A 12778-nucleotide genomic window follows, 5' to 3' on the forward strand; every position below is an offset into this window, starting at 1 on the left:
GGGACCGATGGTTCGACGAACTGGAACGCCGCGGGATCGATCCGTGGGAGGACGAAGTCCCAGCCGAGTTCCAGGACGAACGTTGGCTCGCCGCCCCGTTGCGGGACTGACGAACCAACAGCCTCTCAAGCCACTTCCGATACACGCCCTAGAGTCAACCGACCTTCGGAGCTTGCAACTTCGCGAACAAGTACGCCGCCCCGCAGGTCTCGGATGTCCAACAGGCCCCTCCCCCCATCAGAACCACCCGGGTATCAGTGTCACGAACACCGTGGCCGACCGCGGCATTCGCTGAAGGTCAGTCCCTGTCGGCGCTTCCACGGCCAGCCCCCACACAGTGCGACAGTTGGTCCACTCGCGTGACGCGAACTCCGACACGTGTCGATTGTTGAGCGAGGCGCCCGCCGCCACCCTTTCCAGCCATGACGTATCGGTCACGCATGAAGCTGACGGCCACAAACACCTCCTCGACGCCTTCGATCGGGCACGAGGAGTTGGCCGGACCGGCCAGCAGAGGCTAAATCGCCTCCAGCGCCATAGCGCCACTCCGGAAGTGCCGGTACCGCAGGCGTGCTCCCGCGCGTCCCCGCTCCTTTCTCGTCCCCGCTCTTCCCTGGAGGCCGTCGTGCCCAATTCCGCACCACGCTCAGATCAGCGCAGCCTTCCCCGAGCGGGCATGGCCGTGCTGGCCATACTCGCTGTCGCAGTCGGCGCTCTGGAAAACGTCCCCATCCCGATACTTCCGCTCCTGCAGCGTGAGCTCTCCCTCACCACGTCGCAGGCCGCACTGCTCACCACGACGCTGGTCCTGAGTGGCTCGATCACAGGGCCGGTCACGGCGAAACTCGCCGACATGTTCGGCGGGCGGCGCATGCTCCTCGTGATAACCTGGATCATCGTCGCGGGCGCTGGCATATCGGCCTTCGCCGACACTTTGCCCGTGATGCTGATCGGCCAGACGCTCCAGGGCATCGGCGTCGGCATCCTGCCGGTCGCGTTCACGATGGTAGGGGAGTTCGTACAGGAGCGCGTTGCGCTCGCCGTCGGGCTCGTCACGGGACCCTTCATCGCCGGCACCGGACTCGGGATCGTGGCCGCGGGCCCGATCGCGGACACTCTGTCCCGTCGCTGGGTGTTCTTGCTGCCCACCCTGCTGGTGGCCGCCTTGGCGGTTGCCGCCCAATTCGTCCTGCCTCAACGCAGGTCGCCTGCCGCGCGACGAGCAGGACAGGCGAAGCTGGACTGGCCCGGAGCCCTCCTACTGACCATCGCACTCGGCGCGCTTACCTTCGATCTCTCCCGGATCCCCCGCACCGGGTGGCTGTCCATAGAATCCTTGGCACTGTTCGCCGTCACGCTCGTCAGCGGAGCCTGCTGGGTGGCCGTGGAGCGGCGGGCTTCCTCACCTCTGATCGACCTCCGCCTGCTCGGGCGCCGCGGAGTGTGGAGTTCGGTCGTTGTCGCCGGCGTTCTCGGCGCGGGGTCCGCCATCCCCGCGTACCTGTTCCCGCAGTTGCTCGCGATGCCGTCGAAAGTGGCCGGGTTCGGTTTCACGGCCTCCACCAGCCAGGTCAGCCTATACCTGTTCCCCGCGTATCTTTGCGCGATGTTCGTCGGACCGCTGTCTGGGCAGTTGGTTAGCTGGTTCGGATCCCGCCTGGTCGTCGCCGCGGCATTGGTGGTCACCGCCGTCGGACTCCTCTTCGCCGCGGTCTGGCACAGCGCCCCTTGGCACGTCGTGCTCAGCTTGATCGTGGCCGTGGGCATTGGCGTCGGTGCCGCCGGTACGGCGCTGTACGCCGGCACCATCGCGGCTGTCGATCCGGTCGACACCGGTATCGCCAGCTCGGTCAACATGGTCGCGCGCGGGATCGGTGCGGCGATCGGCGTGCAGATCTCGGCCGCCGCGCTGTCCAGCGGCACGGACCGCCTCACGAAGCTGCCCACCGAGGGCAGTTTCCAGTTCGGGTTCCTGCTCGCCGCAATCCTGGCCGTCCTGCCGCTCGCGTTCGTCGCGTTCATGCCCGGCCGTGCTCCGGTGGCAAGTCACCCCGCGGCCAGCAGGGTGCCGGATCCGGTGCCGGGCTCGTAGACGACCGCCGCGGTATGAGCCCGCGGTCGCCTCGGGCCGCGGGCCGAAGCGACGCACACGGCCCTTCGTGAACATCGGGCTCAGTGTCCTCACCGGCATCGCCCTGGCAGTCGCGCTCGCCTCCGGCATCCCGGCTGTCCTGCGGGTCTGGGGTGTCTGGGCCGTCACGGCCGGCATCACGCAGCTCGCCATGGCCTTGGTCCGGCGCCGGATGGGCGGGCAGTGGCCGATGGTCGTGAGCGGTGCCATCTCCACCCTGGCCGGCGTGAGCTTCTTTCTCCAGGCCGGCAAGGACGGCGCCACGCTCCGGAATTTGGCCGAGTATGCCTTCCTCGGCGGGATCTTCTTCCTCGTCTCGGCGCTGCGCCTCAAGCCCGCGCGCCGGGATACCTGAATGCCCGTCGATGCGAACTCTCCTTCATGTCGGGCAGCCATTTTCAACATCCGTCGAACAGGCATCGCGCTCGACACGACAACTGTCGCTCGCCTGCCATGTCGCGTAGTCCTAACATTCGGCCGAGACCCGCCTTTCGCCTCTGGGAGATGTATGAAGCAGGAGTACGCGACGAAGCAGCCCGACTTCGCGGCCGAGTACGCCCAAGCGCTGGTGTGGGAGCAGCATTGCTGCCTTCCGCTCGCCCCGGACACCCGCGTCGACGAGTTGTGGCGGTACGCGGAGGCGGGAGCCTCCTTCGTGTCGGTGAACGTCGGTTACGCGCCACACGACATCGCGGACACCATCACGGTCCTGTCCGCGTTCCGCCGTCACCTTCTCATGAACCCCGACCGCTACGTCATGGCCGACTCGGCCGACGACGTGATTCGGGCCAAGGCCACCGGGCGTCTGGCGGTCGCGTTCGACCTTGAGGACACGCGTCCCCTGGGTGGTCGCATCGACACGGTCCAGACGTACTACGACCTCGGAGTCCGGACCATGCTGCTCACCTACAACCAGCGCAATGCCGCTGGTTCAGGCTGTCATGACGACCTCGACGGCGGGCTAACCGAGTTCGGCAGAAGAGTGGTGGCGGAGATGAACCGCGTGGGAATGGTGGTCGACGCCACGCACTGTTCCTACCGCACGTCGATGGACATCTTCGAAGCGTCGACGGCGCCGGTCGTGCTGTCCCACTCGGCGACGCGGGCGGTCCACGACCACGAGCGCAACGTGTGGGACGACCAGATCCAGGCATGCGCCGCGACAGACGGCGTCGTCGGGATCAACGGCGTGGGAATCTTCCTCGGCGACAACGACACGAGCACCGAAGCGCTCGTCCGCCACGTCGATCACGCCGTCGGGCTGGTCGGCTGGGAGCACGTGGGGCTCGGCCTCGACTTCTGCTTCGAGTTCGACGACGTCAACGGTGAACTGACCCAGAATCCCGACCTGTTCCCGCCGAGCTATGAGCAATGGGATCGCATCGATTTCATCGAGCCGGAGCGGCTGCCCGCCATCGCGACGGCGTTGGTGGAGCGCGGATACGCGTCCGAGGCCGTACGGGGAATCCTCGGTGAGAATTTTCTCCGCGTGGCGCAGAACGTGTGGCGCTGAGCACCCGCCCAGGTGCCGTGGACGGCATCGAGAAGCGAAGCTCATTCGACTTGCTGCGCCGCGCAGCAGGGCGCAGTCGGCTCTGAAAGGATGATCATGTCACTCCTGTTGACCGGTGCGACCGTCATCGACGGTGTCTCCGAAAAGGGAATCGAAGGCCGGTCGATCCTGGTGGACGAGGGCCGCATCGTGGCAATCGGCCGACCGAACGAGATTCCGGTTCCACCGGACACCGAAGTGGTCGATTTCAGCGGGAAGTTCATCATCCCCGGAATGATGAACGCCAATGTGCACTTGTTCGTCAACATCCTCTTCGAAACACTCGTCCGCTACGAGGGCAGATACGAGGAGTTGATCATCGAGGCCGCTCAGGTCGCGCTCAAGAGCGGGATGACGACGGTATTCGACACCTGGGGGCCGCGGCGCGCGCTCATGGCGGTCCGCGACAGGATCGACCAAGGCGATGTCGTGGGCAGCCGGGTGCGCTGCGCCGGGAACATCATCGGGTTCGAGGGCCCGTTCTCCCACGACTTCGACGGACGCATCCCCGGGATCGGCAGCTCTCACTTCGTCGACCGGGTGAACGCGACGTGGGTCGAGAACAGTGGACGGCATCTGATGTGGCTAACGCCCAAGGCGGTGGGGGCGGAGGTCCGCAAGTACATCGAGCACGGCATCAACTTCGTCAAGTACGCGGCGAACGAACACGGCGGGACCTCAGGCGGCGCCTTCCTGCAGTTCTCCGAGCGGACACAACGCGTCATCGTCGAAGAAGCTCATCGCGCCGGATTGACCGCTCAGGCACACGCCCAGTCGGTCGAGGGCCTGAGGATGTCGATCGAGGCGGGCTGCGACCTCGTACAGCACTGCAACATGACGGGTCCCGTAGAGATCCCGGGCGAGACACTCGAACTCTTTTCGCAGAACAACTGCAGTGCCGTCGTCTTTCCGTTGGCCAACAGCGGAATGGAAGCTCTGAAGCAAAGCGTCTCGGATCACGAGTGGACGATCTGGAAGGCATCGGACGCCAACAGTCGCCGTCTCATCGAGTCCGACGCGATGATCCTCCTCGCGAACGACGGAGGCATCTTCGCTCCGGAATTCATGCAGGAACCGATGGTCAAGGGCACCTGGAACGGACTGCCCGAGGACGAGGCCCTGGGCCGACTGGCGACGGGGCATTTCGTCTGGCTGAGGGCTATGGAAGAAAAGGGAATGTCGCCGATGGACCTGCTGCACGCGGCGACCCGGAACATCGCCAGGGCCTATAAGGTCGAGGACGATCTCGGAACACTCGAAGTGGGCAAAATCGCCGACATGGTCGTGCTCGACGCGGATCCGTTGCGGGGCGCCAAGAACTACCGAAGCATTCACGCAGTCGTCAAGGACGGTGCTCTGGTGGACACGGACGCGCTCCCGGAACGGCCTCTGTTGACCGCAGACCTCCCTGGCCCGCTCGAGGAGGAGACTCGTTACAAAAGGGCCCTCCACCACGGTGCTCGCCTACCGGGATGCCCGACCTGCGTGAGTGGAACGCACTGAGAACGCACGGACAGCAAGACTCTTGTCTTCCCCGGGCTCCCGCTTTGGCCGCCGCATCCCGCTGGCCGATAGTCCGACACCACCGGAGCATGCCGGCGGCGGGCGCCTCTCGCGAACTCACGTGTCGCTGGGGGCGCGTGTCTGGTGAGGGGATCACTCGAGGAAGACTCCGCTGCTCGGCAGAGTCGAACAGCCGCGGCCCAGGCCATGGCTCCCAGCGCCCCACAAGCGCCTCGATTCCCGCGATCACAACGTCCAATCCGAACCTGAAGCGCTGCTCCCACATCACAACCGAGCGTTCGGGGTGACTGGGCTTCGGCACGGTACGCCTCTTCTGCCTGGTCGGACTCGGTGCACCACCCTCGCACGGTGCCTACACGTGTGCCGAGGCCGTGAAACACCTGGAAGACGGTGGAGACGACCTCGGCCTGAGCGGCGTGCTGCAAGCCCGTGTGGGAGAGGATGTGCTGGGCATCGCGTGCGTTGGGGCCGATGTTGAGAAAAGAGCTCAGAAGGGTGGATGCCCCGGGATGGCGCATCACCATTTCCCGGTACGCCCCTGCTACTGAAGACTCGGATGTAGCGCCTGCTGCGTGAATTCACCGTGGACCGCGTCCAGAGCGAGCTCGAGAACGTCGTTCTTGCTGTCCACATGCCAGTAGATCGCCATGGGCGTGACGTTCAGCTCGGTGGCCAACTTACGCATGGAGAAGTCGACAAATCCATCGGCATCCAGCATCCGCACTGTCACTGCGACGATTTGGCCCTGGCCAAGGATGGCCACCCGACCGCGTGCGCTGCTGTGCTCCGCTTTTCCGCTGTCTAGCCAGATGCTGGTTTGGGCCGGGGACCTCATCTTGGCGAACCTGCCGCGGCTGTGTGGGCGACCGCCGCTGAAGCGCCGGCCACGGCGTTGTAGCGCTGCTGCTTCATGTCAGGACACCTTCGGGGTTGCACGCATGCCGTGGTGCACATAGCTCTCGCCGGTGGGCAGTGAGTAAAAGGTCACTGGGATCCAGGACGAGCTGTCGGTGTACTGGACGAGGAACTGGTTGTCCGAGACAGGAACCAGGGCGGTCTCGAGGACCGGCTCCCGTACTAGATGCGCGATCGGTCCGGTCGTCGTATGCCGCAGCCGCCATCCGTCGCTGCTCTCGATGATGTCGATGCGCGTTCCGGCACGCTCGTACCGTCCGAGGTGCCGACGGACGTCCATCCGTACGGGAACGTCCGGTGGCTGCGGCTGCTCCGGCATGGTCACACCTGCCAGTTCGGCGAAGATCTCCGCAAACAAGTCCCGGTACAGGTCCTTCGCCGCGCCGCCGTTGGCGAGGAGCGTGACGGCCAGGTCCTGCTCAGGCAGCACCCGCAAGAAGGCCGCCTGCCCGAGCGTGGCTCCGTCGTGCCCGATCAGCCGGTGGCCGTCCCAGCAGAAGCGGATCCAGCCAAGCCCCCAGGAGTCCCCGAGCGTCAGCGCATCCGGCAGCTCGACTTGCCGCTCGGTCATCGCCTGCATCGCACGTTCCGAGAGCAGCCGCGTCCCGTCCGGGGCGATGCCACCGGTCAGGTGCAGGCGGGCGAAGGCAAGGACGTCCTCGGCCGTGGCGGTGATCAGGCCAGCGGGCCCTTGAGAGCGCGGCAGTCCCCAGACGGGGACCGGCCGGGGCGGCTGGCCGTCCGCGGCGTCATGGCCCATGGCGGTGCGGAAGCGCAGTGCCTCCTCCGGCAGCGTGACGGTGTGCTCGAGGCCGAGTGGGGCGCACAGCCGCTCGCGCAGTGCGCGGTCCCATGTCATGCCGGTGAGCTTCTCGATGACCCGTCCGGCAAGCACGAACCCGGAGTTGCAGTACGAGAAGGTCGCGCCGAGCGGATGGTTCTGCGCGGCCTCGTCCAGCTGACCGACGAAGCGCTCCAGACAGTCGTCGCCGCGTCCGGTGTCGGTGAACACGTCCCCATCGATGCCGCTGGTGTGAGTCAGGAGATGCCGCATCGTCACCTGCCGTGCCACGTCCGCGTCTGCGAGGCGCAGCTCCGGCAGGATCTCAACGACCGGGGCGTCCAGGTCAAGGATGCCCTCGTCCGCGAGTTGCATGACCAAGGTCGCCGTCCACACCTTCGTGACGGACCCGATCTGGAAGAGAGAGCCCCGCGTGGTGGTGATCCAGGCCGCCTCGTTGAGCACGCCGTACGCGGCCACGCCGGTCTGCTCGCCGCGGGCTATGCCCAGGACCGCGCCCGGTACCTGGTGCCGTTCGGCAAGTTCGGTGAGCCGTCGCTGCCAGTGCGCACGTTCCGGCAGCGACGACGAACGGGGATCGTCGATCTTCAGTGGTCGGACCAAGGCGGGCTGTCTCCTTATGGATCGTAGGAAGGCGGTGGGCGGATTCGTTCGCTGCGCTGTGCTCCCCGCGGTCACTCATGTGGCGCTCGGAACGGCCGGACGGTGTCCTCAGCGCAATGGGTCGACGGCGCGTAGCGCATCGGGCCGCTGTCCCGTGGTGATCTGCTCGGCGAGGAGCCGGCCGCTGACCGGGCCCAGGAAGACGCCCCACATCCCGTGACCTCCGGCCACAAAGACGCGGGAGTTGCTCCCGGCTCCGATCAGGGGGAGGCCGTCCGCGGTGCAGGGGCGCGCACCCACCCATTCGTGCTCGCGGTCGTCGAGCTGCGCGCCATGCAGCAGGGCCCGCACCTGTGAAACGAGGGCCTGGATACGTCGCGGGTCCTTGGGCGCGGTCACATCGCGGAATTCCATGGTCCCGGCGATCCTGGCCCGGTCACCGAGGGGCGTGCAGACGATCTTCTGCTGGGTGAAGTAGACGGGTCCGTTGGGCAGTTGGTCCATCTTGACGGTGAAGGAGTAGCCCCGTCCGGCCTGCACGATCTGCCGGACACCTGCCTGTCGGGCCAGCCCGTTGATCCAGGCACCGTGGGCGAGGACGACGGCATCATAGTCCTCGTCGGCCACAGTGACGCAGGAACCGGTCGGATGGATGCTGCGCACTTCCGCCCCCTCGGCGATCAGGCCGCCCCGTGCGCGTACGGAGGCAGCGATGGCCTGGACATACTGAGCGGGGTCGATGAACCGCTGGCCAAAAAAGCGCACCACGCGGGTGATCTCGTCAGCCAGGACGGGTTCGGAGTTCCGCGCGTCAGCACCGTCGAGGATCTCGAAGTCGACGGGGCGGCCGGCCTTCCGCAGGTGTGCGAACTCCTCAAGGAGGCCCTTGCTGTCCTGTGCGGTGCGGAACGCTGCCGTGAGCGGGTCGGCGGGCTGGGTGCGGGCGGTGACCCCGCCGGCCTCCAGCGCGTCGAACGCGGGCAGGGCGCCTTCGATGAGAGGGAACATGCCGTGCATCGCCTTGTTCCACCGGGCGGGCGTGCAATTGCGGGCGAACTGTGCCAGCCACCTGAGCATGCGCGGGTCGGCGGTCGGCGGTATGTAGAGCGGCGACGACGGGCTGAACATGGCGCGCAGGCCGTACTTCAGGACCGCCGGTTCGGGCAGCGGAGCAGCCAGGCCGGGCGTCAGCCAGCCTGCGTTGCCCCAACTGGAGCCCGCAGCCACGCCCGAGCGGTCAAGCACCGTCACCTCGACGCCGGCCTCCTGGAGGAACCATGCGGTCGACAGTCCGACCATCCCGGCGCCAACCACGGCAACTCGCCCGGGAGTCCTACGTGTTGAACCCCTCACGCCTGAACACCGCCTTCACCGACGAGGGAGCGCGCTGCGCCCTCCTCGAGTACGCGCGGCGGGCCCGGAAATGCTGGGACAAGCATGCTGGTCTCCTGGAGAGAGGACTGTGCGGTGGTGAGGAGCGCGACTGCCGATGTGACAGGCGTCGAAAACGAGGCCATCGGCACCGGACAACTGGCGGACGACTTCAGGCGGCGAAAAGCAGATAGTGAGCCGGAACGCGGCCCCGACTGACCATTCCCCTTAGTAAGGCGAACCGATGAACTCTCTTCCCCTCTACCGCCCGACCGTGGACGCCGGCGACCTTGTAGCCGTCGCCGGTCAGATCGGTCTCGTTGACGGCCACCTGGTAGACGGTGGTGCTGCCGAGCAGACGGACCAGGCACTGGCCAACCTGCTCATCGTGCTGGAGGCGGCAGGACTGACGACCTCCGACGTGGTCAAGGTCAACATCTACCTGACCACGATGGATGACTTCAGCACCTTCAACGAGCGGTACAACAAGGTCTTCAGCTCCGAACCTCCGGCCCGTACGTGCGTAGCGGTGCACGAGCTGCCGTTCGGCGCACTGGTCGAACTCGAAGCCTGGGCCCGCCGTCGCTGACGGCGCACCGGCAGAGCCGCACTGGTTCATGCCCCGCTCACCGTGACCTCCCCAGGCGGGAGCGAGGCCCGGCCTGACGTGGCACTGGAGTGTCGGCGGTGAGCGCATGGGGCCTCCAGGTCAGACCGTCGTGTGCCCGGCGCCCACGCCATGGATCGTGCCGCGTGGCCGAGGCACCCGACTCAGGGACCCCTCAAGATTCGCGCAGACCCCGCTGCCAGACATGTGGCCTGCGTCGCGTTCCAGGCTTCGATACTTCGACACCTGTCATACAGACAGGGGTACGGCCAGCTCCCCACCCAGCGCGTCAGCTGTCGCCCCCAGGCATCCCGTCCTGTAACCCATGTCGCACGACGTGGTACGACTGAACAAGCGCCGACGGAAGTCGTCGACGGTCAGACTCAGGTCTGCGACAGGGTGGTGAGCGTATGCTCGAAGAGCTTCAGCGCGTGGTGGAGGCACTCGCGAAACGCCTGGGGCGAGCGGTCGCCGTGGACGACCTGGACTTCAGGCTGCTGGCCTACAGCGCTCATCTCGGCGAGGGCGACGAGATGCGCGCACGTGTCATCCTCAGCCGCGAAGCCCCACCCGAGGCCCTGGCGTGGTTGCGGCGTCAGCGTCTGGGGCGCGCGACCGGACCCGTACGGCTACCGGCCGACGAGGATCTCGGGATACTCCCGCGGGTGGCAGTGCCCGTCGTCTATCAAAGTGTGCGCTTCGGCTACCTGTGGCTGTTCGATGCAGAGGGGGCACTCACCAACGAGCATCTGGACATGGCGTCGGCGTCGGCTGCCGACGCGGGCGCCATCTGTTTCCGCGACCGCGTCCTGTCCGACCTGCGCACGGCACGCGAGGGCGAGCTGGTACGAGACCTGCTCTCGCAAGACGAACAGGTACGGGGCATGGCCTCGGCCCGGCTGGTCGAGGGCGGTCTGTTCGCGCCGCGCGGCGACGTCACCGCCGTTGTTGCACGCCCCCTTCCCAGCGACGGGGGCGGAGTCGACGAGGACGACCGGATAGCTCTCCAGGCCGCCCTCAATACGGTCTCCACTCGACTCGGCGACCGCGGGAGCCTGCGCATGGTCCGGCCGGACCATGCTGTCCTGGTCATCCCGAGCGCGACGCTGCGCCGCTCACCGGAGCTGCCGGAATCCCTCAGGACGACCTCCCTGCGACGGTTGGGCGGGACGGCGAAGTGGCGCGATGTGCATGTGGCCACCGGCAGCCCGGCTCGCCGACTCGACGATGCCGCCACGTCCTACAGGCAGGCGCTGGACGCACTGCGCGTGGCTGCGGTCGTCCCCTCGTTCGCCCCACTGGTCACGCACGAGGGCCTGGGCATTTACGCACTGCTCGCCGGGCAGCCCTTCGACCGGCTCGGCACCTATGGCGTGCATCCGGCAGTACGGCAATTGCTCGAGGTCGACCATGACCTCTTCACCACCGCCGAGCTGTACCTGGACAAGGCAGGCGACGCACGGGCGACCGCCACCGAGCTGGGACTGCACCGCGCGAGCGTGTACCACCGCGTTCGCCGCATCGAAGACGTCACCGCACTCGACCTCACAGACGGGCAGCATCGGCTCATCCTTCACCTGGGCATCAAGGTCTGCCGTCTGCTGGGCCTTGTCTGAGCTGCAACCCCTGAAGGACGCCTCACGCGGGAGACCGAAGGACGGCCGCAAGCAACTGACGCGACACCAGTCGAACCATTACCTGGTCGTACGCGACCACGGACGCATGTAGTCGATCACCAGGTCATCTACCTTTGTGGGCATGATGACGTCGGAGGAGCTCACTCGTCGGCTTACGGACCTGGCAGCAGAATTCAACGTGCCGGGCGCGTCAACCGCCCTGTGGCACGACGGCACGCTCATCAAAGCCGAGACCGGAACGGTCAACGTGGTAACCGGCGCGCCCGTGCTGCCCCACACCGTGTTCGCCGCTGGCTCCGTAACCAAAGTGTTCACCGCGTCCCTGGCGATGACGCTCGTGGACGAAGGTCTGCTCAAGCTCGATGCACCCGTGCGGACCTACTTGCCCGACTTCAAGGCCGCAAATTCCGAGCGGTCGTCGTCGATCACCGTGCGCATGCTGCTGAACCACTCCTCCGGCCTGCCTGGCGACTACATGCCGGACCTGCCTCCGGGCGATGACGTACTCGAACGGCTGATGCACGAACTCGCCACACTGCCGGTCACCGGCGTCCCCGGTGGGCGCTGGTCCTACAGCAACATGGGTATGGGCACCCTCGGACGGCTGATCGAAGTGATCACCGGCGAGAGTTACGACACCGCCCTCGGCACCCGCATCCTCCAGCCCCTTGGCCTCAACGCAACCGCCGACGCCGAAGAGCTCCTCCTGCGATCGACCGCCGTGGGGCACACCGTCGACCCCACCACGGGGAACGCGTCTCCGGTCTCCCGGATGCGCGCCTGGCCCGAGAACGCCCCCGCCGGGTCCCGCCTGTGGCTCGACGTGGACGCACTGATCAATTTCGGGCGGATGCACATCGACGGCACGGCGCCCGACGGATGGCGCTTCCTGTCCCCTTGGGCACTTCACGAGATGCGCGAGCCCCAGTTCGACGACTTCTGGGGTTGCTTCCCCATGTACGTGAACTACGGCCTCGGTTGGGCCATCGTCCGCGCGGGAGACGACCCGGTCCTGGCGCACGGCGGCGCCAACCTCGGCATGCACTCGACCCTGTACGTGCTCCCGAAGCAGAAGGCCGTCTTGGCGGTGCTCACGAACAGCACCACCGGATTCAATCTGTACTCCACGCTGTGTGAGAGCCTGCTCAACGAGTGTTTCGACGTCCAAAGCCCAGCATCCTCGTACCCGCCGGAGCCTGCGGTCGAGATCGACATCGAGCAGTTCACCGGCGCTTATCGGTCCCCCAACGGCCAGGTTTCCGTCGACGTACGCGACGGACTGCTCCAACTCCAGCTGACACCCGCACCTGACCTGGACACATGGGACCGGCTGAACGGCCGCACGCCCGGTGACCCCCAGGCCCTGCCCCTCGTCTGCGTCGACGGTGAGCGGCGCCGCTTTTCCATGCGCCTCGGCAGTCCCGGGTCTTACGCAGCTGTGCAGTTCTACAACCCGGGCGCGGACGGACGCCCCACGCTCGTCCGAGTAGGGACCCTGTACGAGCGCGTCTCTCGCTAGATCCCACTCGTACTGATCTCCTGCGTGGCCGGGGGGGGGGCCCCCCCCCGGCGCGGGGGGGGGCGCCCCCCCCCCCCCCGCCGGGGGGCCGGGGCGCGCCGAAAGCGGGCCGCCCAG

Annotated in this window: 10 protein-coding genes and 1 pseudogene; 8 read left to right on the forward strand and 3 right to left on the reverse strand. The window is 66.8% G+C overall.

Annotated features, from left to right (window positions below; all coding sequences use genetic code 11):
- From LCE31_RS41330 to LCE31_RS27135, 5 genes and pseudogenes are all read left to right on the forward strand, one after another.
- The coding region (locus LCE31_RS41330; RefSeq protein WP_441349424.1) for a DUF6980 family protein at positions 1 to 110 on the forward strand (110 nt) is incomplete at its 5' end.
- A gap of 566 nt (positions 111 to 676) precedes the next feature.
- Positions 677 to 2092 carry an MFS transporter gene (locus LCE31_RS27120; RefSeq protein ID WP_225018709.1) on the forward strand — a complete coding sequence of 472 codons (1416 nt, stop codon included), beginning with the start codon at positions 677 to 679 and terminating at the stop codon, positions 2090 to 2092.
- Between the two features lie 55 nt (positions 2093 to 2147).
- A pseudogene (locus LCE31_RS27125) lies at positions 2148 to 2486 on the forward strand (DUF308 domain-containing protein); the annotation flags it as partial.
- A 153-nt stretch (positions 2487 to 2639) separates the two neighbouring features.
- Positions 2640 to 3644 (forward strand): dipeptidase, encoded by a 1005-nt coding sequence (locus LCE31_RS27130; protein WP_225018710.1) that lies wholly within the window; start codon positions 2640 to 2642, stop codon positions 3642 to 3644.
- A 96-nt stretch (positions 3645 to 3740) separates the two neighbouring features.
- Positions 3741 to 5186, forward strand: coding sequence for an amidohydrolase family protein (locus LCE31_RS27135; RefSeq protein WP_225018711.1), 1446 nt, complete (start codon positions 3741 to 3743; stop codon positions 5184 to 5186).
- A 562-nt stretch (positions 5187 to 5748) separates the two neighbouring features.
- Here LCE31_RS27135 and LCE31_RS27140 read toward each other — a convergent pair.
- The 3 genes from LCE31_RS27140 to LCE31_RS27150 all read right to left on the reverse strand — a co-directional run bounded on the left by LCE31_RS27140 (position 5749) and on the right by LCE31_RS27150 (position 8880).
- Complete coding sequence (locus LCE31_RS27140) at positions 5749 to 5970, reverse strand: TetR/AcrR family transcriptional regulator (protein ID WP_225018712.1); 222 nt, start codon at positions 5968 to 5970, stop codon at positions 5749 to 5751.
- 150 nt (positions 5971 to 6120) lie between these two features.
- Positions 6121 to 7527 carry a serine hydrolase domain-containing protein gene (locus LCE31_RS27145; protein ID WP_225018714.1) on the reverse strand — a complete coding sequence of 469 codons (1407 nt, stop codon included), beginning with the start codon at positions 7525 to 7527 and terminating at the stop codon, positions 6121 to 6123.
- Positions 7528 to 7635: 108 nt separating this feature from the next.
- Positions 7636 to 8880 (reverse strand): NAD(P)/FAD-dependent oxidoreductase, encoded by a 1245-nt coding sequence (locus LCE31_RS27150; RefSeq protein WP_225018715.1) that lies wholly within the window; start codon positions 8878 to 8880, stop codon positions 7636 to 7638.
- A gap of 262 nt (positions 8881 to 9142) precedes the next feature.
- Here LCE31_RS27150 and LCE31_RS27155 point away from each other — a divergent pair, with 262 nt between their 5' ends.
- The 3 genes from LCE31_RS27155 (at position 9143) to LCE31_RS27165 (ending at position 12661) form a co-directional block, all read left to right on the forward strand.
- On the forward strand, positions 9143 to 9487 hold the full coding sequence (locus LCE31_RS27155; protein ID WP_225018724.1) for a RidA family protein: 345 nt from the start codon (positions 9143 to 9145) through the stop codon (positions 9485 to 9487).
- 428 nt (positions 9488 to 9915) lie between these two features.
- Positions 9916 to 11121, forward strand: coding sequence for a PucR family transcriptional regulator (locus tag LCE31_RS27160; RefSeq protein ID WP_225018726.1), 1206 nt, complete (start codon positions 9916 to 9918; stop codon positions 11119 to 11121).
- Between the two features lie 142 nt (positions 11122 to 11263).
- Positions 11264 to 12661, forward strand: a complete 1398-nt coding sequence (locus LCE31_RS27165; RefSeq protein ID WP_225018728.1) for a serine hydrolase domain-containing protein — start codon at positions 11264 to 11266, stop codon at positions 12659 to 12661.
- Positions 12662 to 12778 lie beyond the last annotated feature (117 nt).

This window comes from Streptomyces sp. 8L (assembly GCF_020176795.1).
Classification (GTDB): domain Bacteria; phylum Actinomycetota; class Actinomycetes; order Streptomycetales; family Streptomycetaceae; genus Streptomyces.